The following is a 23949-nucleotide window of genomic DNA, read 5'->3' on the forward strand; positions in this document are numbered from 1 at the left end:
TCCGGGACCGATACTGGAGGGGATGGAGTGGTTCACCGCTCCCGAGTACTGGCTGAGCCGCATCGTGTTCCAGCGGGGCCTGGCCGTCGTGTACTGCGTGGCCTTCCTCTCCGCGGCCCTTCAGTTCCGGGCGCTGATCGGCGAGCGCGGGATGCTGCCCGTACCGGCGTACCTGCGCCGGACCCGTCCGCGCCACACGCCCTCGCTCTTCCACTGGCGCTACTCCGACCGGCTCTTCGCGCTCGTCGCGTGGACCGGGGCCGCCCTGGCGCTCGCCCTGGTGGCGGGCGCCGGGGACGCGGTGCCGCTCCCGGTGTCGATGCTCCTGTGGCTGCTGCTCTGGGGCCTGTACCTGTCGATCGTCAACGTCGGCCAGACCTGGTACGCCTTCGGCTGGGAGTCGCTGCTCCTGGAGACCGGGTTCCTCGCGGTCTTCCTCGGCAACGACGAGACCGGGCCGCCGATCCTGGTGCTCCTGCTGCTGCGGTGGCTGCTGTTCCGCGTCGAGTTCGGGGCCGGTCTCATCAAGATCCGGGGCGACCGGTGCTGGCGGGACCTGACCTGCCTCTACCACCACCACGAGACCCAGCCCATGCCCGGCCCGCTGAGCTGGTTCTTCCACCGGCTGCCCCGGCCCCTGCACCGGGTCGAGGCCGGCGCCAACCACGTGGTCCAGCTGGGCGTGCCGTTCCTGCTGTTCACGCCGCAGCCGGTGGCGACGGTCGCGGCCGCGCTGATGATCGCGACCCAGCTGTGGCTGGTGCTCTCCGGCAACTTCGCCTGGCTCAACTGGCTCACCATCGTCATCGCCGTCTCCGCGGTGGACGTCTCCGCCCTCGACTCCTCGGCCCTGGACGTCTCCGCCCTGACCGGCGACCACCCGCGGCCGGACCCCCCGCTCTGGTACGTCGTCCTGGTCCTCGGCCTGACGGTGACGGTGGCCGTCCGCAGCTACCGCCCGGTGCGCAACCTGCTCTCCCGCCGCCAGGTGATGAACCGGTCCTTCGACCCGTATCACCTGGTCAACAGCTACGGCGCCTTCGGCACGGTCGGCCGGATCCGCGACGAGATTGTCGTCGAGGGGACCGGGGACCCGGCGCCCGGCCCGGACTCCGAGTGGCGCGCGTACGGCTTCAAGGGCAAGCCGGGCGATCCGCGGCGGCTGCCGCGCCCCTGTGCCCCCTACCACCTGCGGCTGGACTGGCTGATGTGGTTCGCGGCGCTCTCCCCCGGCTACGCGAGGGACTGGTTCGGGCCCTTCGTCGAGCGGCTGCTGCTCGGCGACCGCGACACCCTGCGGCTGCTCGCCCACAACCCCTTCCCGGACGCCCCGCCCGCGTACGTCCGCGCCCGGCTCTACCGCTACCGCTTCACGACGTGGCGGGAGCTGCGTTCGACCGGGGAGTGGTGGCACCGCGCGCTGGTGCGGGAGTACCTGCCGCCGACGCGGCTGCGGGAGCCGGTGGACCGGGAGCCCTGACGCGACGGTGCCCCCGGGCCACGGGGGGCCGGGGGGCACGCGACGTGAGGACGGCGGCCTCGTCGGTTCGACCGCGGGGTACGACGTCGCCGTGGGGGCGGCTCAGTCGATGCCGGGCAGGATGTGCGGTTCCGCGAGGTCGTCCTCGTAGCCCGCGAGCCTGATGGGCGCCGAACGGGCCCACACGTCGAGGCTTCCGAGCTCGCCGTCCCGGCGGGGCCGCCGGGCGGGGCCGGTCGTCTCGGCTGGTCGCGGTTCCTGCTTCAGTTCTGGTGTCACCGCGCACTCCTTCGTGTCGCGTCAGTGTGAGGACGGGGGCCGGTCGGTCGCGGTGGCGCCGTTCGTCGGGCGGGACCGCGGCCTTGGTGGCAGGCCAGTCCCCGGGCCGGACGTGAAGACGGTGTGTGTCCTCGGTGTCCGACTGTGGACCTCAGACTAACCAAATGAGCGCGGATGCGCTCTGGCGGGCTGTGAAGTGTGACGCGTTCGAGTGAGGAAAACGGAAAGAGCGCTCCACCGGCAGGTGAAGCGCTCCCCACGCGGACGTGTCCGACCGTCCACCGGTCCTCTACCAGTTGCCCGGCGCGTAGTCCTTCAGGAAGACCCCGTAGACGTCCTCGCCCTGCTCGCCGCGGACGACCGGGTCGTAGACGCGGGCCGCGCCGTCGACGAGGTCGAGGGGCGCGTGGAAACCCTCCTCGGCGAGGCGGAGCTTGTCGAAGTGCGGACGCTCGTCGGTGATCCAGCCCGTGTCGACCGAGGTCATCAGGATGCCGTCGGTCTGGAACATCTCCTGCGCGCTCGTCCGGGTCACCATGTTCATGGCGGCCTTGGCGGCGTTGGTGTTCGGGTGCCCGGCACCCTTGTAGCCGCGGCCGAAGACGCCTTCCATCGCCGAGACGTTCACGACGTACGCACGGCCGCTCGGCGCCTTCGCGGCCGCGTCGGCCATCACCTGGCGCAGCTTGCTGATGAGGATGAAGGGCGCCGTGTAGTTGCAGAGCTGGGTCTCCAGGAGTTCGACCGGGGAGATCTGCTCGATGCTCTGCACCCACGTGTTGCTCTCCACGACGTCGGGCAGCAGGCCCCCCGCGTCGATGGCGGTGCCGTCGAGGTGCCGGGCGATGCTGGCGTTGCCGGCGACGAGGGCGAGGTCGGCGACCTTCTGGGCCTCCAGGCCGCTGGCGCCGACGGGCAGCGCCGCCAGACCGTCCACCGCACCGGAGTTGAAGGCGCCGATGACGTGGTGGGCCGGCAGCTCGCCCGCGGGCAGCGGCGCGCTCTCGCCCTCGACGAGGGCGGCGTACGCGGAGGGCAGCCGGCGGACGGTCTGCGTGGCGTTGTTGATGAGGATGTCGAGCGGTCCCGCCTCGGCCGTCTGCTCGGCGAGTGCCACTGCCTGCGCGGGGTCGCGCAGGTCGATGCCGACGACCTCCAGGCGGTGCATCCAGTCAGCGGAGTCCTCCATCGCCTTGAAACGGCGGATGGCGTCCTTGGGGAAGCGGGTGGTGATGGTGGTGTGGGCGCCGTCGCGCAGCAGTCGCAGCGCGATGTACATGCCGATCTTCGCCCGGCCGCCGGTGAGCAGCGCGCGCTTGCCGCTGAGGTCCGCGCGGGCGTCGCGCTTGGTCCGGTTCAGGGCGGCGCAGGGCTGGCAGAGCTGGTGGTAGAAGTAGTCGACCTCGACGTACCGGGTCTTGCACGTGTAGCAGGACCGGGGGCGCTGGAGTATGCCCGCGATCTGGCCGGCCTCGGTGACCGAGGAGGGCAGGATGCCCTCGGTCTCGTCGTCGATGCGCTGGGCGGAACCGGTCGCGGTCGCCTCGGTGACCGCCTTGTCGTGGGCGGTCTTGGCGGCCCTGCGCTCCTGGCGGCGGCGCTGCTTCACGGTCCGGTAGATGCCGGCGGTGGCGCGGCGGACGGCGATCGCGTCCGGGTGGTCGACCTCCAGCTTGTCGAGCTCGTCGAGCACGCTCAGGCAGACGGCCAGGCGCTCGGGGTCGATTCCCGGGCCGTAGTCCTGGTTTTCTTCGGTCACCGTCATGGCCCTCTGCCGTTCCTCGCCGCTGCTGCTGTGGGTGTCGTCGCTGTCGAAGACGCAACTTTACGGAGCGGGGGGCCGCCCCTCCAAACCCGTCCGGGGAGGGTGGTCGAAGACACAGTCGCCGCACAGCCCTCCGCCGGGGGCGCGGTAGTAGAGGCAGCAGGTGGCGCGGCGCAGCCGGGGGCCGCGGACGGTGCCGGCGAGGTCGGGGTGGTCGAGGAGGCCGCCCACGAGGACGGCTGCCCGTTCGGCGACCTCGGGGCGCCCCCGGGCCATGGACCAGCGGACGATCTCGCGCAGGGCCCCGGCGAGTGCGGAGCCCGCGTTGCCCCACAGGAGCCGGGGGGAGATCCGGCCGTCCCGGCGCAGGGCCGCGTGGAGCGGGACGAGGTGGCCTTCCTGGACGGCGGCGCGAAGGTCGGCGACGGTGGCGGGGCGGGTGGCCGTGCCGGACCACCACAGGTCGTCGGGTGCGGTGAGGCCGCCGTCCCAGTGCAGCTCGGCCGGGTCGAGGCCCGGGAAGCGGCCGTGCAGCGCGGCCGGGCCAAGCGCGGTCGACCAGAGCCGGGCGGCGAGGCCGAGGTGGGCGACGGAGGCGGCGACCCGGCGCTCGGGGACGCGGAGGCGCGTGGCGACGACGTTCACGCGGGCGGTGAGGGCGTCGTCCTGCCCGGCGTACAGCTCGGCGAGGGGGCGGTGGGCGCCGCCGGGTACGGGTGTGTCGGAGCGGGGCCGGGGGCCGTCGGGGGCAGGTGTGGCGCCGTCAGGGAGACGCGGGCCCGCGGGGACGGGCGGCTCGGTGCGGAGGGCGAAGAAGCCGCCCATCGACCCGCTCTCGTCGAGATCCACCCCGTACCCCCGTCGTCGCGCGGCCCCTCGGACCGCTCTTGGCCAAGGGTTGGTCATGGGTGGACCAAGCCGATCCCCCGCCCCAGCGCACACCGTAACGCTCGGGGCATGACTCTTCCGACGTCCTCCTCACCGTCCGCCGCCGACTCGGCCTCCCCGTCCTCCTCGGCCTCCTCGCCCGCCGCGTCCCGGTCCGGCACCGTGACCGGCCGCCGCGGGGTCCTCGCGCTCGGCCTGGCCGCGCTCGCCTCGGGCTCCGCCGTCCCTCCGGCGCTCGCCGCCCCGCAGCCGGGCCGTCCCACCCCGGACCCCCGGCCGAGCGGGCCGAGCGCGCAGCCGGGGCGTGCGGGGCTGTCCGGGCAGCCGGGGCCCGCGCGGGCGCTCGCGCTGCTGCGCGCGGGCAACGCCCGCTTCGCGGCCCTGCGGCAGGCCCATCCGCACGAGGGCGCGGACCGGCGGGCGGCGGTGGCCGTGGCACAGCACCCGTTCGCCGTCGTACTGGGCTGCGTGGACTCGCGGGTCCCGCCGGAGCTGGTCTTCGACCAGGGCCTCGGGGACCTCCTGACGATCCGCTCGGCCGGGCAGGCCCTGGACGAGGCCGTGCTCGGCTCCGTCCAGTTCGGCGTGGAGGAGCTGGACGTCCGGCTGGTCGTGGTCCTCGGCCACGAGCGCTGCGGAGCCGCGTCGGCCGCCGTGGAGCACATACGGACCGGCGCTCCGGCGACCGGGCACCTGGCGCGGGTGGTGGAGGAGCTCGCCCCTGCGGCCCGGGAGACCCAGGGGCTGCCGGGCGACTGGGTGGAGAACACGGTCCGGGCGAACGTGGACCGGGTGCGGCGACGGCTGGCTCGGGACGCGGCCTTCTCGGAGGCCGTGATCGTGGGTGCCCGTTTCGACCTCGACACCGGAAAGGTCGCCTTCCACCCGTTCTGACCTGCCCGGTCGTACACCTGGGGGCGTACGCGTACGGCACGTACTGCGTCGGCGGTACGAGGAAAGGGGTTCCGGGGAACGACGACGCGGGCGCCCGGAAGAGAGATCGTGGAAGGTATGAGCCCCCTCGTGCTGTCCGTGCTCCTGTCCCTGGTCTCCGCCGTGGCCTACGCCGCCGCGGCGATCGTGCAGGAGCGGGTCGCGGCCGCCGCCCCCGGCCTGCGCTACGCGCCGCTGCGCGACGCGGCCTGGTGGGGCGCCGTCCTGCTGAACGGCCTCGGGGCGGCGCTGCACGTGGCGGCGCTCGCGTACGGACCGCTCAGTCTGGTGCAGCCGCTGGGCGCCCTCACGATCGTCTTCGCCCTGCCGATGGCGGCCCTGTTCGTCGGCCGCAGGGCCGGCGGCCGGGCCTGGCGCGGCGCGCTGATGGCCACCGTCGGGCTGGCGGGCCTGCTGAGCCTCACGAGCGGCTCGGACACCCGGCTGCCGGCCGACGGGCAGCGCTGGCTGCTGGTCGGCGTGACCGCCGGGGTCGTCGCGGCCCTGTTCGCGGCCGCCCACGCCGCCCGCCGCTCGGCGCTGCGCGGGGTGCTCCTGGCGGCGGCCGCGGGCGTCGCCTTCGGAATCGCCTCGGTCGCGACCAAGGCGGTGGCGGAGGAGTGGACGCCTGAGGCACCGCTCGCCGAGTGGCCGGGGCTGCTCGTCCTCTCGGCGCTCGCCGTGACGGGCCTGCTGCTCTCGCAGGCCTCGTACCGGGGGGCCGGGCTCGCCGCGCCGCTGGCCACGGTCACCGTGGTGAACCCGGTCGTCGCGGCGACGGTCGGGCTGACCCTGTTCGGTGAGAGCTTCCGGTACGGCGCCGCGGGCACGGTCGCCGCGCTGATCTGCGGCGCCGTCGCGGCGGGTGGACTCGTGCAGCTGACCGTGGACCGCCTGGCGACGGCCCGTACGTCGTCCCCGGCGGGGGCCGGGGACGGCGGGGAGGCGTCAGATGGTGACTCCGCGGGCCCTGAGATACGCCAGGGGGTCGATGTCGGAGCCGTACCCGGGACCGGTGCGGATCTCGAAGTGGAGGTGCGGTCCCGAGCTGTTGCCGGTCGATCCTGAGCGTGCGATGCGCTGGCCGCCGTGGACGCGCTGGCCCTCGCGGACGGAGAGCGCGGAGAGGTGCGCGTACTGGCTGTAGCGGCCGTCGTCGTGGCGCAGCACGATCTGGTAGCCGTACGCCCCCGCCCAGCCGGCCGAGACGACCCGGCCGTCCGAGACGGCCCTGACGGAGGTGCCGGTGGGCACGGGGAAGTCGACGCCGGTGTGGTAGCCGCTGGACCAGGAGGAGCCCGCGGTGCGGTAGCGGGTGCCGATCCCGGCGGAGACGGGGGCCGCGTAGCGGTCCTCGCGGGGCTGGGCGGCGGGCTTCTGCTGCGGGGCGGGGCGCGGGGTCGTCCGGGTGGTCGGCTTCGCGGCGGGCTTCCTGGACGGCTGCGCGGTCGGCTTCTTGGACGGCTTCGTGGAGGGGGTCCCGGCGGACGAGGGCGCGGGGCGGGGCGCCGGTCTCGTGGACGGCCGGGTCGTGGGCGGGGCGGAGGGTCGGCCGTCGGCCCGGGGCGGTGTCACGGCGGGCTTGGCGGCAGGCTTGGTGGCGGGTTTCGCGACGGGCTTGGGCGCCTGCTTCTGCGCGGTCCTCGCGGGCGGTGCGGCGATGCGGAGGGTCAGGCGCTGGCCCGGGTGGATGAGGTCGGGGTCGTCGCCGACGACGGTCCGGTTGGTGTCGTACAGGCCTTTCCAGCCGCCCCGTACGCGTTCCTCTCTCGCGATCTTGGAGAGGGAGTCGCCCCGTGCCACCGTGTACATCTCCCGGACGGTGGGGACGTCGGTGGGTGCGGCGCTCCTGGTCCGGTCGGGTAAGGCGCGCTGGGCGGGCAGCGAGGCGGTCCGCGGGGCGTTCCCGGCGGTCCGGTCCCCGGTGCCGGGCGCCGCGTCACCGCGGGCGAGACCGGCGCGGGGCGCGCAGGAGGGCCAGGCGCCCGGCCCCTGGCCCTTGAGGACCCGCTCGGCGACGGCGATCTGCTGGTCCTTGGAGGCGAGGTCGGCGCGCGGGGCGAAGTCCCGGCCTCCGTACCGCTCCCAGGTGGACTGGCTGAACTGGAGTCCGCCGAAGTAGCCGTTACCGGTGTTGATGCGCCAGTTGGAGGAGGACTCGCAGGCCGCGACCTTCTCCCACACGTCGAGCGAGGCGGCCTCGACGGCTCCGGCCCCGATGAGTGGCAGCGCCATGCCGGCGCCGCCGACGGTGGCGGTGAGCGAGGCGCGGTTGACGCGGCTCGGCTGGTGGCGGCGGTGACGTCCGCGTACGGCCATGTGGCCCCCCTTGAACACAGCAGCGGCGGTCCAAGTTACGGGGGGCGCACGCTGCGTGACAAGGGGCGTACGGGATCTCAAGGGCCTTGCGTCAGCCGGGTGATGACGGGGGGCGGCCACTCGCGGGGCCCGGCTGGGGCTGAGGCTCGGGTTCCGGTACGGGCGGGACGGGCGGCGGCGCCGGGACCGGCCCGGGTCCCGGAGCCGGCTCCGGGTTGGGCGGGACCGGGACCGGGTCGGGCGGCGGTACGGGCGGCGGCCCCGGGTGCGGGGGTGGTACGGGCGAGGGCGGCTGCGGTGCGGGAATCGGCGGCTGGGTCATCACGAACCTCTCGTTCGACGGCTCCTCGGGGGCGGTCCCCCGCCCCCCGACCCTTCCAGGGTGGCCCGGCCGAGCGGCGGACGCCCGCCGGACCCCGCCCTTCGGGGGGGGTTGCCCGGCCGGCGCGGCCGTGCCGGATCAGTGCGCGGCGGGCACGGCGTGCGGCGGGCGCACGGTGTCGGTGCCGGGCACGGCGGCGGAGGCGTCGCTGCCGAGCTCCACGATCCGGTTGTCACCGTCGACGTGCACGACGCGCGGCACGAACGACCGGGCCTCCGCGTCGTCGACCTGCGCGTAGCTGATGAGGATCACGAGGTCCCCGGGGTGCACGAGATGGGCCGCGGCACCGTTGATGCCGATCACGCCGGAGCCGCGCTCGCCCTCGATGACATAGGTCTCGAGACGGGCGCCGTTGTCGATGTCGACGATGTGCACCAGCTCGCCGGGCAGCAGGTCGGCGGCCTCCATGAGGTCGGCGTCGACGGTGACGGAGCCGACGTAGTGGAGGTCGGCCTGGGTGACGGTGGCCCGGTGGATCTTGGACTTGAACAGAGTACGCAGCACTTTGGACTCCTGTGAGACGGCTCCCTGCCTGCTTCGTGCAGGTCAAGGGCGTCGTCGACTGTACACCGACACCCTTGTCCGAGGGATGTGAGGAACATCGCCCGGATCGGGCCGAGGAGGTTCTGACCTGCGCTTTCACACGGCCCGTACCGGAGGTGCGCGGCGGGAGGCCGAGGCGTGGGAGCGGTCCGCCGGGGTCCGCCGTGTCCTTCGCCGATGAGATGCGGACGCCGTCCCCTCCGGGCAGAGTGGGGAAGGACCTGTTCGTACCGAGGGCTTCCGCGTGGTCCCGCGTGCTGGAGACGGGACGGACCGATGCGAGGATTGTCGTGACGTCGGAGTGATCGATGTTCCGCAGACGGCCGGCCGGCAACAGCGAGGACCTTCTGGTCCGGCTCGGGGCGCTGACCGCCAGGGCGCGCGAGTTGGCCGAGACGCAGCGGTCCCGTGTCGAGCTCGCCGTGGCCCTGCAGCGCGGCATGCTGCCCTCGGACCTGCCCCGCTTTCCGGGCGCCCGGCTCGCCGTCCGCTACGAGCCCGCCAACCACGGGCTCAACGTGGGTGGTGACTGGTACGACGCCTTCGCCCTGCCCGGGGGGCTGATCGGCATGTCCATCGGCGACGTGCAGGGGCACAACATCGAGGCGGCCGCCTTCATGGGACAGGTCCGTGTGGCCCTGCGCGCGCTGGCGTCCGTCAGCGGAGACCCGGGAGAGCTGCTCGGCCGCACCAACGACCTGCTGATCTCGCTGGGCGCCGACCTCTTCGCCACCTGCACCTTCCTCCGGCTCGACCCCGCCGCCGGCACCCTGGAGTGCGCGCGGGCCGGCCACATCCCCCACATCTGGGCCACCTCCGACGGCCGCTCCGGCATCGACGACAGCGAGGGCGGGCCTCCGCTCGGGGTGCTCAGCGGCGTCGACTACCCGGCCACGCGCCACCGGCTCACCTCCGACGGTGTCTTCGTCCTCCTGACCGACGGGGTGGTGGAGGGGCCCTCGCTCCACGTCGACGAGGGGCTGGACCGGGTGACGAGGCTCGCCGGGATCACCGCCGTCGCCGGGCTGGACGTCGACGCGCTCGCCACCGCCGTCATGAAGCTGGCGGCCACGGTGGGGCACGAGGACGACGCGGCCGTCCTGGTCGTCGGTCATGACGGCGGTCCTGCCCGTCCGGCGGGCGAGGAGTGAGGGGGGCTCGCCTCGGGCCGGGTCGGTTCTCGGGCCGGGTCGGCCCACCGACCGGCCGGGACCGTGCCCTGCGGCGGCGCCCGACACGCTGGGGTCCTTGCCCGGTCATGGCGGCCCGGCCGGTGTCTGATGGTGGACGTGTTGGCTCTTCGGCAGTTCCGGCCCTCCGTGCAGGCGGCTCTGATGTCGCTGGCCGTGACGGTGTGCTACTACGCGGCCGGACGCCTCGGCCTGATGGGCCGCCTCGTCGTCGAAGGCGTGGTGGCCACCCCCATCTGGCCGCCCACCGGCGTCGCCGTCGCCGCCCTGCTGCTGCTCGGCGCGCGGGTCTGGCCCGGGATCGCCCTCGGTTCCTTCCTCGTCATCGCCTCCCTCACCACTCCGGGGGCCACCACCGTGGTCACCGTGGTGAGCAACACCGTCGCGCCGCTCTGCGCCTTCCTGCTGCTGAAACGGGCCGGCTTCCAACGCGACATGGCGCGGCTGCGGGACGGACTCGCCCTGGTCTTCCTCGGCGGGTTCGGCGCCATGCTGATCAGCGCGAGCGCGGGGGTCGGACTGCAGGTGGCGAAAGGCTCCCTCAGTACGAGCGAGTTCTGGCCCGTCTGGCTGGCCTGGTGGGTGGGCGACACGATGGGGGTGGTGCTCATCGCCCCGCTCCTGCTCGTCCTCGCGGAACCGGCCGGACGGTTGCGGGTGCGGCGCTGGAAGGAGGCGGCCTTTCTGGGGGTGACGACCGTGGCCCTCATGCCCATGGCCGTACGCAGCTCGATGAGCATGCTCTTCCTCGTCTTCCCCCTGCTGATCTGGGCAGCGCTCCGCTTCCAGCTCGCCGGAAGCATGCTGTGCGCGCTCTTCGCCTCCGTGCTCACCACCTTCGAGGCGACCTCCGGGCGGGGCGCGTTCCTCCACCTGACGGACGTCGAGATCATGGCCAAGCTCCAGGCGTTCAACGGCTCCGCCGCGCTGACCGCCCTGCTCCTCGCCGCCGTCATCACCGAGCAGCGCGCGACCCGCCGGTCGGTGCGCCGGGCCTGCCAGGAACTGGCGGAGGTCCTGGAGCACCTTGCGGCGGGCGAACCCTCGCCGGGTGCACCCGGCACCGCCGAGAGCCGGGCGGCCCCACCCGGCGGGCACCGGGATCCGTGAACCCCGCGCCTGAAAGCCGGGGTCCCTCCCGCACGGGCGGCGGAGCCGCTTCGGGCGGACGTCGGCGCCCGCTCCGGTTGCCGCTCCCCTCCGCGTGGGTGAGTTTGGAGTGGGGTCGGACAAGACCGGCCCCACTCCCACTCATCCGTGCCCTCAGGAGGAAACATGGCGCACTCCGAGCAGGACCCGAACCAGCAGGAAGGCCCCCTGGACGGCGGTGCCGACGGCACGCCCGACGTCCACGACGGCGGGGCCGACGGAGGCGCTGACGGCGGCGCCGACGGTGGCGCCGACGGTGGCGCCGACAGCGGAGCCGACGGAGGGGCCGACAGCGGAGCGGAAGGCCCGGCGGACGGCGGCGCGGCCGGGACGCCCGGTGTGCACGACGGCGGTGCGGACGGCGGAGCCGAAGAGGGCGGCGTTTGAGCACCGCTCCGGAAACGCTTCGGGACACGGCCACGGGCTTCGACGGCGGTGTCCTGGAGGCGCGTCTGATCGGCCTCGGCCGCGACGAGTTCGCCCGGGACGTCTGGGGGCGCGCCCCGCTGCTCACCCGGGGAGCCGGCGACTTCTCCGACCTGTTCTCGGCGTCCGCCGTGGACGAGCTGGTCTCCCGACGCGGGCTGCGTACGCCGTTCCTCCGCGTCGCCAAGGACGGCGCCACCGCCCCCGAGTCCTCGTTCACCGCGCCGGGAGGAGTGGGCGCGTCGATCGCGGACCAGGTGGACGACACGGCGTTGTGGCGGAGCTTCGCCGACGGCAGCACCCTGGTCCTGCAGGCACTGCAGCGCACCTGGCAGCCGGTCGGGGACTTCGCCACGCGCCTCGGTACGGAACTCGGCCACCCCGTCCAGGCGAACGCCTACGTCACCCCGCCGCAGAACCGCGGCTTCGACGACCACTACGACGTCCACGACGTCTTCGTCCTCCAGGTCACGGGCGCCAAGCGCTGGATCGTCCACGAGCCCGTGCACCCGGCTCCGCTGCGCGACCAGCCGTGGACCGCTCACCGCGCCGCGGTCGCCGAGGCCGCGCGGGGCGAGGCGTACATCGACGCCGTGCTCGAACCCGGCGACGTCCTCTATCTGCCGCGCGGCTGGCTGCACGCCGCCGAGGCGCTGGGCGCGGTGTCGATCCACCTGACGCTCGGCGTCCACACCTGGACGCGGCACGCGCTGGCCGCGCAACTCGCCGAGTCCGCCCTGGCGTCGCTGCGGGAGGACCTGGAGATGCGCGGGTCCCTCCCGCTGGGCGTCGACGGGCCGGGCGACGAACTCGCCTTCGTACGCCGACGACTCGTCGCCGCGCTCACCGAGGCCGATCCGACTCCCCTGTTCCACCGGGCCCGCCGCGGCCAGGCGCGCCCCGCGCCCCTGGGGCCCCTGGCGCAACTCGGGGCTCTCGACGGCCTCGCCCCCGACTCGCCGGTGCGGCTCCGGGAGGCGTTGGAAGCGCGGCTCGTGGGCCGGCGCCTCGCCACCCGCGTCGGGTGGCTCGACCTCCCGGAGGCGGAACTCCCTTCGACGCTCCGGATCCTCGACGGCGGGACGCACCTCGCCGGCGAGCTCGGTCTCCCCTTCGTCGAACGACTGCTGCGCGCGGGCGTCCTCGTCCCCGCCGGGTCATGAGACGGACCCGATGACGACTCCGGCCCGGTTCCTCTGCTCCGACGCCGCGCGCCTGCGCGGCGACCCGATCGCGGGCACGGCGCCGTACGGCTCGGTCTGGGTCCTCGTCGAGTACCGGGCCGGCTGGCCGTTCAACGGCTTCGACGGCCTTGACCTCGAACCCGGGGTCAAGGCGGGGGTGAACGCCGCCGCACGGGCGGTGCGCGCCCGCGTCCTGCTGATCAGGCGCCACGGCCGCGGCCGCCCGGACGAGCCGCGGCGGTGGGCCGTCCTGCGCTACGACAAGGGCGGCGACCACCGTCAGGAATGGGGGACCTGGGACCGGGACGGGGACCTGGCGGGAATCGTCACCGCCCTGCACGCCCCCGGGGAGCCGGGGCACCCACCCGTCGTCCTCGTCTGCGCCCACGGCCCGCACGACACCTGCTGCGCCCTCCGCGGCCGTCCGGTGGCCCGTGCGCTGAGCGACGGCTGGCCCCGGCTGGTGTGGGAGTGCACCCACGTGGGGGGCGACCGGTTCGCGGCGAACGTCGTCGTCGCGCCCGACGGCGTCTACTACGGCAACCTCGACGCGCCCTCCGCCGTGACGGTGGTCGGCGACCACCTGGCGGACCGCGTCCACGCGGACCACCTGCGCGGGTACACCGACCTCGCCCCGCCCCAGCAGGCCGCCCTGGCCGCGGTGCTCCGCCACGCGGGTCCCTCGGGCCGGCACGACTACGTCGTCGAGGAGACGGTCAGGGACGGTGACCTCTGGCGGGTCCGCGTCGGCGGCCGTCTCACCGGAGCCGGACTGCAGGCCTTCGAGGTCGAGATCCACGCCCGCCGGGCACCCGCCCACCAACTGACCTGCCGCGGCCGGTCCCTCGGCTCGGCGGTGTACTACGACGTCACGTCGCTGCGCGTCGGCTGACCGTCGGCCCGTCACGGCACGGGCAGGGCCTGTTCCGCCCAGATCGTCTTGCCGGCCGGCATGTACCGCGTACCCCAGTGGTCGGTGAGCTGGGCGACCATGAACAGTCCGCGTCCGCCCTCCTCGTCGTTGCCGGCGTAGCGGGCGTGCGGTGAGGTGTGCTGCGAGTCGGAGACCTCACAGATGAGGGAGCGGTCCCGGATCAGGCGCAGACCGACCGTGCCCGAGGCGTGCCGGATCGCGTTCGTGACCAGCTCGCTGACCACCAGCTCCGTGGTGAAGGCCAGATCGTCCAGTCCCCACCGCCCGAGCTGCTCGGCGGCCATCGCACGGGCGCGCGCGACGAGCGCGGGGTCCGGCGGCAGCTCCCAGGCCGCCACCTGGCGTGCGTCCAGCGCACGGGTGCGCACGACGAGCAGCGTCGCGTCGTCCCGCACGTGGTCCGGCACCAGCCGCGCGACGATCTGGGCGCACACCTGGTCCGCCGACGCACCCCGCCGTTCCCCGAGCACCGCCGCCAAGCGGTCCGACCCCGCGGCGACGCCCCGCCCCCGGGCCTCCACGAGGCCGTCGGTGAACAGCACGACCAGGCTCCCGGCGGCGAGCTCCACCTCCGCGCTCTCGTACGGCAGCCGTCCCACGCCCAGCGGGGGTCCTGGCGGCAGACGGAGGAAGCCGACGTCGCCGCGCGGCTGCACCACGGCCGGGGCCGGGTGGCCCGCCGCCGCCCAGGTGCTCGTCCGGGAGGCGGGATCGTAGATTCCGTACACGCACGTCGCTCCCACAGCGCCGGTGGCGTCCGGTCCCTGTCCCTGCGCGTTCTGGTCGGTCGCGTCCTTGCCGACCTGATCGTTCAGCCGGGCCAGGAGTTCGTCGGGCGCGAGGTCCAGCTCGGCCAGGGTGCGCACCATGGCCCGCAGGCGCCCCATGGTGGCGGCGGCCCCCAGCCCGTGGCCGACGACCTCCCCCACGACGAGTCCGACCCGTGCGCCGGACAGCGGAATGACGTCGTACCAGTCGCCGCCGGCGCCGAGGTGGCTGTCGGCGGGCAGGTAGCGGCTCGCCGCCTCGACGGCGCTCAGCTCGGGCAGTGACCGGGGCAGCAGACTGCGCTGGAGCGTGAACGCGGCGGTGTGCTCCCGGCGGTAGCGCCGGGCGTTGTCGACGCACACGGCGGTCCGTGACGCCAGCTCCTCCGCCACCGCCCGGTCACCGTCGTCGAAGGGTTCCGAGTCGCCGCCCCGCACGAAGGTGGCCAGGCCCCAGGGCGTCCCCCGCACGATCAGCGGGACGTAGAGCCGTGTCGGCGCGACCTCGGCGTCCGCGGTCACGCGGCGCCCGGCCAGGCTCTCGGCCTGCGGCGTTCCGGAGGCGTACGTGACCGGCTCGCCCACCCGGGAGGGTTCCCCGTCGGAGTCCGCCACCCGGACCAGGTCCGACGCCGAGACGGGCCTCGGTTCCTCTCCGGCGAGCACTTCGGCGGCCAGGTCCACCAGCACGGCGTCGGCGTACCGCGGCACGGCGGTCTTGGCGAGCTCCGCCGCCGTTCCGGACGGGTCGAGCGACGCGCCGATCCGCGCACCGGCCTCGGCGAGGAGCGCGAGGCGCTGTTGCGCGCGGTAGTGGTCGGTGACGTCGATGGACTGCTCGCACACCCCCACCGGCTCGCCCCTGCCGTCGAGGAGCCGGAAGTAGGACGAGGACCAGACGTGCTCGCGGCGCGGGTCGGCCGGGGCCCGGCCCCGGAAGTGGACGTCGATGACCGGTTCACCGGTGTCGAGGATCTGCTGGACGAAGTCCTCGGGCGGTGCCAGGTGCTGGGTGGTGAGGACGTCGCCGGGGAAGAGTTCGGTCATGGAGCGGCCCAGGGACGCCGTGAGGTCGCCGCCGAGCTCCCGGACGCTGGACGCGTTGGCCCACAGCAGGCGCGCGCCCGGGCCGTAGATCGTCAGTGTCACGGGCGACTGGGTCACGAGCCCCTGCAGCATCGCCTGCCGGGTCTCCCACCAGCGGAGTTCCTCGAGCTCGGCCGCCAGGAGGACGGCGGCGGGGGCCCGGCCGGTGGGGTCCTCTTCCGCTCCGGGGACCAGGGGGCGCAGCGTCAAGGCCACCCGTACGGTGCCTCCGTCGCGGTGGCGCACGTCCACGACGGCACTGCGCGTCCCGTCGAGCCGCAGCCGCCGGCCGGGCCGCCGCCCGTCCGGTCCGTGGCGGTCGGCGGGCGGGGTGACGAGCAGGTCGGCCGCGCGGCGCCCCACGACCTGCGCGGCGGAATACCCCAGGAGGGCCTCGGCCTCACGGCTCCACCCGACGAGCACTCCGTCCGCGGCGACCAGGGCGAAGGCCGCCGGGGGCGGACCGAGCCGCCCGTCGTCGTCCGCCCCGCCGGGAGGAGTGAAAGCTAGCCCTTCCATGGTCCCATCATCCTTCCGAGCGGTCGGGACCGCAGTCCGCTCCCCCTCGGCTCCGGCACGCCCCTCGATGCGCGGGCGGTACGGAGGCGAGACACCCTCTCAGGACGAGAGCGGGCGCGTCGAGCAGTCCGCCAGGGCGCTGCCCCGCGCGGCTCGCCACCGCGGGGCGGAGGTCGGGCGGCGGCAGGCCGTGCGTTGGACGGCGAGGGCGATGCCGGCGACGAGGAGGGAGACGGCGGGGCCGACGAGGAGGGCTGCGGGGCCGCCGTCCGTGAGGAACCGTCCGCCGAGGTAGCCGAGCCCGACGGTGTACGAGACGAAGAGCGCCTCCGCGATGCCGGCGCCGAGCAGATAGCCGCGCAGGGGGAAGCCGACGAGGCCGGCGGTGAGGGCTCCGATGCCCCGCCCGGTGGGGACGAAGCGCAGGCCGATCACCGCGGGCACGCCGTACAGGTGGAGCCGGTGGGCGACCCACTCCAGGGTCGAGCGCCGTCGGGCGTCCCGCGAGAGCCAGCCGAGGGCCCGTCCGCTGGACCGGCGTCCGGCCCAGAAGACGGCGAGGTCGCCGAGGACGGCGCCCACGAGGGGGACGGCGATCAGGAGCGGCAGGTTCAGGTCGCCGGTGGCGGCGAGGGCGCCCGCGCCCGCGAGCGCCGCGGAGTTGGGCACCATGGGTGGCGCGGTGACCAGGAAGAGCAGTGCGTAGATCCAGTACGCACCGTCCATACCGATCGACTCCCCTCGGGTCTCGCGCGCCTCGGCCGCCTCCGCGAGCGTCGGCCGTCCTCGTGTACGTCGGCCGTCCCCCCGTGCGCCGGCCGTCTCGTACAGACGCTGGCAGGTGTCACCGGGACGTGCAACGGCTGACGGGCGAAGCCGGGGGGAAATCTACGGGACGGCGCGTACGGGGCGCGTGACCGTGTCGGTCGTTCGGGTGCCCGTCACCGGGGGGCGTTGACGGCGAGGAGGCGGCGGGTGCGGGGGCTGGCGTTGGTGAGGGTGAGGGGGATGCCCAGGCTGTCGCACATGCGGTGGGCACGGGCGAGCGCGCTCAGGGTGGCGGGGGCGGGGTCGGTGGCGGGGAGGGCGACGACGACCCGGGCGGGGCGGTGGGTCTGGACGAGGAGCTGGATCTGGAGGGCGGCCGCCGCCCGGTTGGTGACGTCCAGTTCGTGGCCGATCTCGACGTGCAGGACGTCGTGGCGAACGGCGTGGCTGATGAGCATGGTGTCCCTCCGCGCAGGACGTCGAAGGCCCGCGGACCTGTGCGGCGCGGGCACGTTCGTCCGAGGATGCCACGACGGCCCTCGTGCGGCGCTCAAGCACGGCGTGACACCGCCGATGACCTGCGGTCACCCGGGTGCGGGGCGTTGACGGCGGCCCGCTCGCGCCCCGCTCGGCGGGCCCGTCCGCCGACCGGTCGGCGGACAGTCGGTGGCCGGTCGGCCGGAGGGGTGAGGCGGTGCGGCGGCCGACGTAGGGTGGTGCGGGCCGGGAGCGACCGGTCGAGATCTCGCACACGACCTCATGAACAAGGCGGTACGCATGTCCCGGTTCGACCTGCCCCTCGATCAGCTCCGTAGCTGGCGCAGCACGTCGGTGGAGCCCGAGGACTTCGACTCCTTCTGGGCGAAGACCCTCGACGAGGCGCGCGGCCACCAACTGGACGCCCGCTTCGAGCGCGTCGAGACGGGGCTCACGACGGTGGAGGCGTACGACGTGACCTTCGCCGGCTTCGGCGGGCAGCCGGTCAAGGGGTGGTTCGTCCTTCCGGCGGGGACCACCGAACCGCTGCCGGTGATCGTCGAGTTCCTCGGGTACGGCGGCGGGCGCAGCCTCGCGCACACCCATCTGCTCTGGGCCTCGGCCGGGTTCGCGCACTTCGTGATGGACACCCGCGGGCAGGGCAGCGGTTGGGCGACCGGTGACACCCCGGACCCGGTGGGCAGTGCTCCCGCCGCGCCCGGCCACATGACGCGCGGCATCGAGGACCCGTACGCGTACTACTACCGCCGGCTCTACACGGACGCGGTGCGCGCGGTGGAGGCCGCGCGCTCGCATCCGCTGGTGGACGCGTTCCGGACGGCCGTGACCGGGGTGAGCCAGGGCGGCGGCCTCACGGTGGCCGTCGCCGGGCTGGTGCGCGACCTGGTGGCGGTGGCTCCGGACGTGCCGTTCCTGTGCGACTTCCCGCGCGCCGTGACGGTGACCGAGCGCAGGCCGTACCGGGAGATCGCCATGTACCTGGCCGCCCACCGGGGCCGGGTGCGGCAGGTGCGGGAGACGCTCGCCTACTTCGACGGCGTGCACTTCGCGGCCCGCGCGACGGCGCCCGCGCTGTTCTCGACGGCGCTGGAGGACCAGACGTGCCCGCCGTCGACGGTGTTCGCGGCGTTCAACGCGTACGCGGAGGCGGACAAGGCCATCGAGGTGTACGAGTTCAACGACCACGAGGGCGGCGGCCCGTTCCAGCAGGAGCTCCAGCTCCGCTGGCTGCCGGAGCGCCTGCGCGGCTGAACCGACGGGGGCGCCTGCGCGGCTGAACCGACGGGGGCGCCTGCGCGGCTGAACCGACGGGGGGCGCCCGGCCGGTCAGGCGGGGCGGCTGCGCAGGGCCGCCTCGTAGGCCTCGTCGGGGTCGAGGCGGCGCAGCTCCTCGGCGATCAGCTCTGCGGTGGTGCGCACCTTCAGGGCGAGCACGCGGTTCGGCTGGCCGGGGATCGCGAGCCGGGCCGTGGGCCCCTCGGGGCGGTCGATGCGGATCTCGCCGTCGGCCGTGCCCATGCGGACCGCCGTGACGACGGGGCCGTCGGTGACGACCCGGTCGACCGGGACGCCGAGCCGGACCTCGAACCAGCGGGCGAGGAGTTCGGCGCTCGGGTTCTCGGCCTCGCTCTCGACGGTGGCCGAGGTCACCGCCAGGGGGGCCTGGTCGAGCGCGGCGGCCAGCATCGAGCGCCAGGGGGTGAGCCGCGTCCAGGCGAGGTCCGTGTCCCCCGGGGCGTACGAGGCGGCGCGGGCGTCCAGGGCGCCGAGCGGGTCCTCGACGGCGTACATGTCGGTGATCCTGCGCTGGGCGAGCGAGCCCAGCGGGTCCTTGGAGGGCACCTCGGGGGCGTCGACGGGCCACCAGACGACGACGGGCGCGTCGGGCAGCAGCAGCGGCAGGACCACGGAGTCGGCGCGGGCGCCGAGTTCGCCGTGGAGGCGCAGGACGACCGTCTCGCCGGATCCCGCGTCGGTGCCCACCCGGACCTCGGCGTCGAGCCGGGTCTCGTGGCGCTCGCGTGGCGAGCGGGCGTGGCGCTTGATGACGACGAGCGTGCGGGAAGGGTGTTCCTTCGAGGCCTCGTTGGCGGCCTTGACCGCGTCGTAGGCGTTCTCCTCGTCGGTGACGATGACCAGCGTCAGGACGACTCCGGCGGCGGGGGTGCCGACGGCTCTGCGGCCTTGCAGGATCGCCTTGTTGATCTTGCTGGAGTTGGTGTCCGTGAGATCGATCTTCATGCCCGGCGCCCGTCCCTTCCTCTGCGGCGAGCCTAACGCGCCCGCGCGTCGGGCGCGTGCGGTCCCCTGGTACGGGGGTGGTCAGGCGGTACGGGGATGGTCAGGCGGGCTCGGCACCGGCGGCCCCACCGGTCGTGCCGGCCGTCGACTCGCCCTCGGGGGAGGCCCCTTCGTCGGCGGTGGACCCCGCGGACTGGGCCTCGGCCCGGCGGCCGACCACGGCCGCCGCGGCGAGCGCGGTGCCGATGAAGGCGGTGGCCACCACCCAGGGGCGGTCGAGGACGTGTCCGGTGGCGTGGTCGAGGGAGTAGCGCCCGGCGCCCGTGACGCCGATGGCGGCGGCGGTGAAGCCGAGGAACGCGGGGTACTCGTAGCCGCCGCCCTGGGCGAAGAACCCGGCCGGGGCGTGGACGGCGACGGCGCCCGCCATCGCGCCCGCGGCGGCGGCTCCGGCGGCGGGGGTGGCGAGGCCGAGGGCGAGCAGCGCGCCGCCGCCGGCCTCGCCGAGCCCGGCGGCGACGGCGCTCTGCCGGCCCGGCGAGAAGCCCATGGCCTCCATGGCCTTGGAGGTGCCCTGCAGGCCGCCGCCGCCGAACCAGCCGAAGAGCTTCTGGGTGCCGTGCGCGGCGAGGACGGCGCCGGTGCCGACCCTCAGCACGAGCAGCCCGAGGTCGCGTCGGTTGAGGTGGGCCATGGGGTTCTCCAGGTGCGGGAGGGGACGCGTACGTCGTCCACTCTCCGCCCCCGCCGTCGTCACCGCCGCCCGGGCGGCGGCCCCGGTACTCCACTTGAGTCACGTCGCACGGCGGGGGCCCGCCGGCGTCGGTGCGCCCGGGCGCCCCTCGCCCGTCCGACGTCGTCACGGCGTCCGGGCGGGCGGCGGGTGCCCCTGACGTGTGCGCTACATTTTGCCGGTCCTTGACCGCCGATCCTCGCGATCGCCACCTACCTCCGGAGCCGGCATTCCATGAGCGACATCGTCAACGGCCTCGGCCGGGCCACCGCCTACGGCGCCCTCGGCGTGGTGCTGCTCATCCTCGGCATCGTCCTCGTGGACCTGCTCACCCCCGGCAAGCTCGGCCGGCAGATCTGGGAGGACCGCAACCGCAACGCCTCGGTCCTGCTGAGTTCGGCGCTGCTCGGCATCGGCGGCATCGTCTTCACCTCCATCTGGACGACGTACGACAACTTCGGCAAGGGCCTGGTCTCGACCGCCGCGTTCGGTCTGCTCGGCCTGGTCCTGATGGCCGTGGCGTTCCTGGTGGTGGACCTGGTCACGCCGGGCAGGCTCGGCGCCACCCTCGTCGACCCGGAGCCGCACCCGGCCGTCTGGGTGACCGCGTCCTGCAACCTCGCGGTCTCGGCGATCGTCTCCGCCTCCATCGCCTGAGGCCCGCCCCCGGGCGCTTCACGTGCCGACGCCCACCCCGGGCGCCTGCCCGGGCGCTCACCGCGGGGCCGTGACCGGCTCCACCTCCAGGAAGCGGCGCCCGCGCGGCCCCCGGTAGAGCAAGGCCTCCCAGCCGAGCCGCTCCAGGGCCCGGACGCATCCGGCGAGCGCGGTCGCCTCCTCCTGGGCGGCCCCGCCGCCGGGCGGACCCAGCCACTCCACCACGGTGGTGCCGGGACGCTCCCCCGCCGTGACCCGGTATCCGGTCGCGGTGCGCTCCCCCGCGGAATCCACGGCCGAGGGCGCGAAGCCGCCCGCCTCGAGGGCCAGGGCCACGGCCCGCACGGGCTGTCTGCGCTCCCACTCGGCCGGTACGGCAGCGGGGTCGCCGCCCGTTCCGTTGGTCAGCCGCCGGATGCCGAGCAGGCCGTCGAGGGCGGCGCGGACCTCTCGCGCCCGCTGCTCGGCGTCGGGCGGCAGCGGCGGCCCGTCCCCGGTGGCCGCCTCGAACACGCCCTTCTCCGCCGGGCCACCGGGCCGCTCGGGGCGCCGCGGCCGTTCGGGCGTGGTCACAGGAGCCGCCTGATGTCGCCGCGCACGCGGTAGAAGCCGCCCGCGGCGGCGTGCAGGGCGTCGACGACGTACCGCGCGCCGGGCTCCCTGACGGCTCTCGGGAACTGCACGTTCCACGCGGGGTCGTAGCCCTGGGAGACGACACGGACGCGGGTCCTGCCCGACTCCTGGACGCACTCGACGACGATCGACCCCGCCGGGGCGTCGCTCAGGGTGGTGACGGCGGCGGCCGTCGTCGCCGGCTCGTACGTGGGCAGCGCGGCGGCGAGCTTGATGTCACGGGCCACCGGGACCGTGCCCTCCTGGGCGGCCCGGACGGCCGCCTCGCTCGCGTCCACGCACACCAGGGAGCCGTCGGTGGTGACGAGGTAGAGCCGCTCGTCGCGGTACTGCATGGAGAGCGCCGAGCCGCCTCCCGTGCCGAGCTTCCAGAGGCGGGTGCCGTCCTCGGCGAAGCAGTAGACGGAGGAGGACGAGTCGGCCGCGAAGACGAACCGCCCGCCCGGGGAGGTGGCGCAGGAGTAGACCGGGCTGTCGCAGGCGTACACGGCCTCGACCCGGCCGTCCTTCTTGGCGAGTCGCTGGACCTTCTTGCGGGACGTGCCCGCGTAGACGGCGGTCGCCTCCTGCCAGCCGAAGAGGACGCTGCCCTCGGTCGCGGTGTGCCAGAGTTCGCCGCCCCCGTCGGGCGCGTGGGCCGCGACGCCGCGCGTGTCGCCGTAGTAGACGGCGTCGCCGTCGGCGCGGACCATCCAGGCGTGCTCGCCCTGGCCGCCGCGCGCCCACTGGTGCTCGTCCTCGTGGTCGATGACGGTGAGCCGGCCCGAGCGGTCGGCGACGTGGAGCACGCCCTCGTGGATGTCGAGCCAGAAGATGTCGACGTCGGTGGCGATGTCGTAGGCGGCGAAGGGCAGCTTCGACGAGAGGTCGTAGACCTTGCCGTCGTCACAGCCCGCGTAGATCCAGAAGTCGTCCGCTACCAGGCACTTGACGCCGTCCGGCAGGCCGAAGCGGGCCCGGACCTCGCCGGAGTGGTCCAGCGTGAAGACGTCGCCCGCCTGGTTGCCCACCCAGCAGCGCTCGTCGTCGACGTGGACGCCGAACGCGGCGGAGCCGGTCCGGAACCGCCAGAGCACCGGGGCGACCGCGCGGGCCGTGGAGGGAGCGGAGGTGACCGCCCGGCGCGTGACGGCCCGGGCGGCGCGCTGTCCGCGCACCGCGGGGGCGTAACCCTTGCGGACCTTCTCCCCGATCTTCTTGGCCGCGGCGGCCTGCGCCTTCTCCTGGCTGGGGAAGGACGAGCGCTGCGTCTGGCCGTCCGCGCCGATCCGGCCGTAACGGACCGCCACGTCCAGTCCGTCGACGGTCACTTCGTAGAACTTGTGGGCACCGCCGCCGTCCTGGGACAGCTCCAGATAAGTCGTCGTCATGTCGAGAACGGTAGGTCCCGCCACTGACAACGGCTCCGATCGGGGGCCCGGCCGGCCCGGGCCGAACGGCTCGCGCGGCTCCTCGCGGCCCGGGACGGCGCCGGTCTCCTCGTACGGCTTTCGTACGGCTTCACGGGGTACGACGAACGGCCCGGTTCCCGGCCACGCGCTCGATCCAGGCGGTGAGGTCGGCGACGACCTCGTCCCTGTTGGTCTCGTTGAGGACCTCGTGGCGGGCGCCGGGGTAGCTGCGGTACGTGACGTCGTCGAGCCCGGCCCTGCGGTAGCGGGCGACCAGCAGGTCGCTCAGCGAGAGACGGGCGTTCAGGGGGTCGCGGTCGCCGACGAACACGTACAGCGGCAGTCCGGCCGGGATGCCCTCGGGGGCGGCGAGCCGGGCGGCGGCGGCGCCCATGTCGGCCATGCCCCGGCCGTCGGCGGCGAAGCCGCAGAGGGGGTCCGCGAGATAGGCGTCGACCTGCCGCTCGTCCCGGCTGAGCCAGTCGGCCTCGGTGCGGTGGGGTGCGAAGGGCGCGTTGAAGGCGTCGAAGACGCCGCCACCGCCCCGGCCCGCTGCGGCGCCGTCGCTGTCCGTGGCGTCGGCGTGTGCGGCGTCGGCGCGGGCCGCGTCCTGCGTGCGCTCCGCGGTGGCGCGGCGGGCGGCGTGGGCCAGGCCGGTGAGGAGGCCGTCCACCGCCGTGGTGCCGGAGAGGGCGACGCCGTCGACGAGTGCGGCGTGGTCGAGCAGGTACTGCTGGGCGGCGAAGGAGCCCATGCTGTGGCCGAGGAGGATCACGGGGACGCCGGGGTGGCGTTCGCGGGCGATGCGGGTGAGCGCGGCCATGTCCTCGACGAGCAGGTTCCAGCCGTCCTCGCCGAGGTGGCCGGGGCCCGCGTGCATGCTGAGCCCGTGGCCGCGGTGGTCGCCCGCGTAGACGGCGTGACCGAGGCCGGCGAGGTGCTCGGCGAGGTGTGCGTAGCGACCGGCGTGCTCGCCCATGCCGTGGGCGATCTGGACGACGCCGCGCGCCTCGCCGGAGAGCGCCGGCCACTCGTGGACGTGGATGCCGACGCCGTCCCGGGAGGTGAAGGTGAACATGCGACTCCTGACTCCAGAGGGGCGGCTCCGGTGGTTCCCGCCGCCTCGGTGGCCACCGGGCCGCTCCGCGGGTGCCGCCGGATGCCGCGGCGGGGTACGACCGGGC

23 protein-coding genes are annotated in these 23949 nt (G+C 74.7%); 10 read left to right on the forward strand and 13 right to left on the reverse strand.

Features of this window, described 5'->3' with window-relative positions; genetic code table 11:
- The first annotated feature begins 22 nt into the window (after positions 1-22).
- The gene (locus tag ACWDVG_RS17980) at positions 23-1480 is read left to right on the forward strand and encodes a lipase maturation factor family protein (RefSeq protein WP_451700199.1); all 1458 of its coding nucleotides are present in this window, start codon (positions 23-25) and stop codon (positions 1478-1480) included.
- Between the two features lie 102 nt (positions 1481-1582).
- On the opposite strand, the gene ACWDVG_RS17985 is transcribed toward ACWDVG_RS17980, so the two are convergent.
- The 3 genes from ACWDVG_RS17985 to ACWDVG_RS17995 all read right to left on the reverse strand — a co-directional run bounded on the left by ACWDVG_RS17985 (position 1583) and on the right by ACWDVG_RS17995 (position 4373).
- Positions 1583-1759 carry a hypothetical protein gene (locus ACWDVG_RS17985; protein WP_451700284.1) on the reverse strand — a complete coding sequence of 59 codons (177 nt, stop codon included), beginning with the start codon at positions 1757-1759 and terminating at the stop codon, positions 1583-1585.
- A gap of 289 nt (positions 1760-2048) precedes the next feature.
- On the reverse strand, positions 2049-3524 hold the full coding sequence (locus tag ACWDVG_RS17990; RefSeq protein ID WP_451700200.1) for an SDR family NAD(P)-dependent oxidoreductase: 1476 nt from the start codon (positions 3522-3524) through the stop codon (positions 2049-2051).
- A gap of 60 nt (positions 3525-3584) precedes the next feature.
- Positions 3585-4373 carry a (2Fe-2S)-binding protein gene (locus tag ACWDVG_RS17995; protein ID WP_451700201.1) on the reverse strand — a complete coding sequence of 263 codons (789 nt, stop codon included), beginning with the start codon at positions 4371-4373 and terminating at the stop codon, positions 3585-3587.
- A gap of 108 nt (positions 4374-4481) precedes the next feature.
- On the opposite strand from ACWDVG_RS17995, the gene ACWDVG_RS18000 reads away from it, so the two are divergent.
- Together ACWDVG_RS18000 and ACWDVG_RS18005 are read left to right on the forward strand one after the other, a co-directional pair.
- A complete protein-coding gene (locus ACWDVG_RS18000; RefSeq protein WP_451700202.1) occupies positions 4482-5306 on the forward strand; it encodes a carbonic anhydrase in 825 nt (274 codons plus the stop codon).
- 117 nt (positions 5307-5423) lie between these two features.
- Positions 5424-6413: a DMT family transporter gene (locus ACWDVG_RS18005; RefSeq protein WP_451700204.1), complete on the forward strand. Its 990-nt coding sequence runs from the start codon at positions 5424-5426 to the stop codon at positions 6411-6413.
- On the opposite strand, the gene ACWDVG_RS18010 is transcribed toward ACWDVG_RS18005, so the two are convergent.
- Together ACWDVG_RS18010 and panD are read right to left on the reverse strand one after the other, a co-directional pair.
- Positions 6294-7664: a transglycosylase family protein gene (locus ACWDVG_RS18010; protein ID WP_451700206.1), complete on the reverse strand. Its 1371-nt coding sequence runs from the start codon at positions 7662-7664 to the stop codon at positions 6294-6296. The two genes, ACWDVG_RS18005 and ACWDVG_RS18010, sit on opposite strands and share 120 nt — an antisense overlap.
- Positions 7665-8124: 460 nt before the next feature.
- Positions 8125-8550: an aspartate 1-decarboxylase gene (panD, locus tag ACWDVG_RS18015; RefSeq protein WP_451700207.1), complete on the reverse strand. Its 426-nt coding sequence runs from the start codon at positions 8548-8550 to the stop codon at positions 8125-8127.
- Between the two features lie 347 nt (positions 8551-8897).
- On the opposite strand from panD, the gene ACWDVG_RS18020 reads away from it, so the two are divergent.
- From ACWDVG_RS18020 to ACWDVG_RS18040, 5 genes are all read left to right on the forward strand, one after another.
- Positions 8898-9740, forward strand: a complete 843-nt coding sequence (locus ACWDVG_RS18020; protein WP_451700208.1) for a PP2C family protein-serine/threonine phosphatase — start codon at positions 8898-8900, stop codon at positions 9738-9740.
- Between the two features lie 183 nt (positions 9741-9923).
- A complete protein-coding gene (locus ACWDVG_RS18025; RefSeq protein ID WP_451700209.1) occupies positions 9924-10889 on the forward strand; it encodes an MASE1 domain-containing protein in 966 nt (321 codons plus the stop codon).
- Positions 10890-11054: 165 nt separating this feature from the next.
- Positions 11055-11315, forward strand: coding sequence for a BatC protein (locus ACWDVG_RS18030; protein ID WP_451700210.1), 261 nt, complete (start codon positions 11055-11057; stop codon positions 11313-11315).
- The gene (locus ACWDVG_RS18035) at positions 11312-12517 is read left to right on the forward strand and encodes a cupin domain-containing protein (RefSeq protein WP_451700211.1); all 1206 of its coding nucleotides are present in this window, start codon (positions 11312-11314) and stop codon (positions 12515-12517) included. Before ACWDVG_RS18030 ends, ACWDVG_RS18035 begins: the two co-directional genes overlap by 4 nt.
- Positions 12518-12527: 10 nt before the next feature.
- Positions 12528-13430 carry a sucrase ferredoxin gene (locus ACWDVG_RS18040; protein WP_451700212.1) on the forward strand — a complete coding sequence of 301 codons (903 nt, stop codon included), beginning with the start codon at positions 12528-12530 and terminating at the stop codon, positions 13428-13430.
- Between the two features lie 11 nt (positions 13431-13441).
- On the opposite strand, the gene ACWDVG_RS18045 is transcribed toward ACWDVG_RS18040, so the two are convergent.
- The 3 genes from ACWDVG_RS18045 to ACWDVG_RS18055 all read right to left on the reverse strand — a co-directional run bounded on the left by ACWDVG_RS18045 (position 13442) and on the right by ACWDVG_RS18055 (position 17070).
- Positions 13442-15844 (reverse strand): SpoIIE family protein phosphatase, encoded by a 2403-nt coding sequence (locus ACWDVG_RS18045; protein WP_451700213.1) that lies wholly within the window; start codon positions 15842-15844, stop codon positions 13442-13444.
- 99 nt (positions 15845-15943) lie between these two features.
- Positions 15944-16570 carry a DedA family protein gene (locus ACWDVG_RS18050; protein WP_451700214.1) on the reverse strand — a complete coding sequence of 209 codons (627 nt, stop codon included), beginning with the start codon at positions 16568-16570 and terminating at the stop codon, positions 15944-15946.
- Positions 16571-16785: 215 nt separating this feature from the next.
- Positions 16786-17070, reverse strand: coding sequence for a hypothetical protein (locus tag ACWDVG_RS18055; protein ID WP_451700216.1), 285 nt, complete (start codon positions 17068-17070; stop codon positions 16786-16788).
- A 319-nt stretch (positions 17071-17389) separates the two neighbouring features.
- Between ACWDVG_RS18055 and ACWDVG_RS18060 the strand changes: the two genes are divergently transcribed.
- Positions 17390-18361, forward strand: a complete 972-nt coding sequence (locus ACWDVG_RS18060) for an acetylxylan esterase (protein WP_451700217.1) — start codon at positions 17390-17392, stop codon at positions 18359-18361.
- 75 nt (positions 18362-18436) lie between these two features.
- Here the strand turns inward: ACWDVG_RS18060 and opcA are convergent, their stop codons facing one another.
- A complete protein-coding gene (opcA, locus tag ACWDVG_RS18065; RefSeq protein WP_451700218.1) occupies positions 18437-19351 on the reverse strand; it encodes a glucose-6-phosphate dehydrogenase assembly protein OpcA in 915 nt (304 codons plus the stop codon).
- Between the two features lie 100 nt (positions 19352-19451).
- Positions 19452-20045 (reverse strand): DoxX family protein, encoded by a 594-nt coding sequence (locus ACWDVG_RS18070; protein ID WP_451700219.1) that lies wholly within the window; start codon positions 20043-20045, stop codon positions 19452-19454.
- 273 nt (positions 20046-20318) lie between these two features.
- Here ACWDVG_RS18070 and ACWDVG_RS18075 point away from each other — a divergent pair, with 273 nt between their 5' ends.
- Positions 20319-20741: a DUF350 domain-containing protein gene (locus ACWDVG_RS18075; RefSeq protein WP_451700221.1), complete on the forward strand. Its 423-nt coding sequence runs from the start codon at positions 20319-20321 to the stop codon at positions 20739-20741.
- 57 nt (positions 20742-20798) lie between these two features.
- Here the strand turns inward: ACWDVG_RS18075 and ACWDVG_RS18080 are convergent, their stop codons facing one another.
- From ACWDVG_RS18080 to ACWDVG_RS18090, 3 genes are all read right to left on the reverse strand, one after another.
- Entirely contained in the window at positions 20799-21314 is a 516-nt protein-coding gene (locus tag ACWDVG_RS18080; protein WP_451700223.1) for a hypothetical protein, read from the reverse strand.
- The gene (locus tag ACWDVG_RS18085) at positions 21311-22744 is read right to left on the reverse strand and encodes a WGR domain-containing protein (RefSeq protein ID WP_451700224.1); all 1434 of its coding nucleotides are present in this window, start codon (positions 22742-22744) and stop codon (positions 21311-21313) included. Before ACWDVG_RS18085 ends, ACWDVG_RS18080 begins: the two co-directional genes overlap by 4 nt.
- 130 nt (positions 22745-22874) lie before the next feature.
- On the reverse strand, positions 22875-23843 hold the full coding sequence (locus ACWDVG_RS18090) for an alpha/beta fold hydrolase (protein ID WP_451700225.1): 969 nt from the start codon (positions 23841-23843) through the stop codon (positions 22875-22877).
- Between the last annotated feature and the right edge of the window lie 106 nt (positions 23844-23949).

The organism is Streptomyces sp. NPDC003327, from assembly GCF_053589515.1.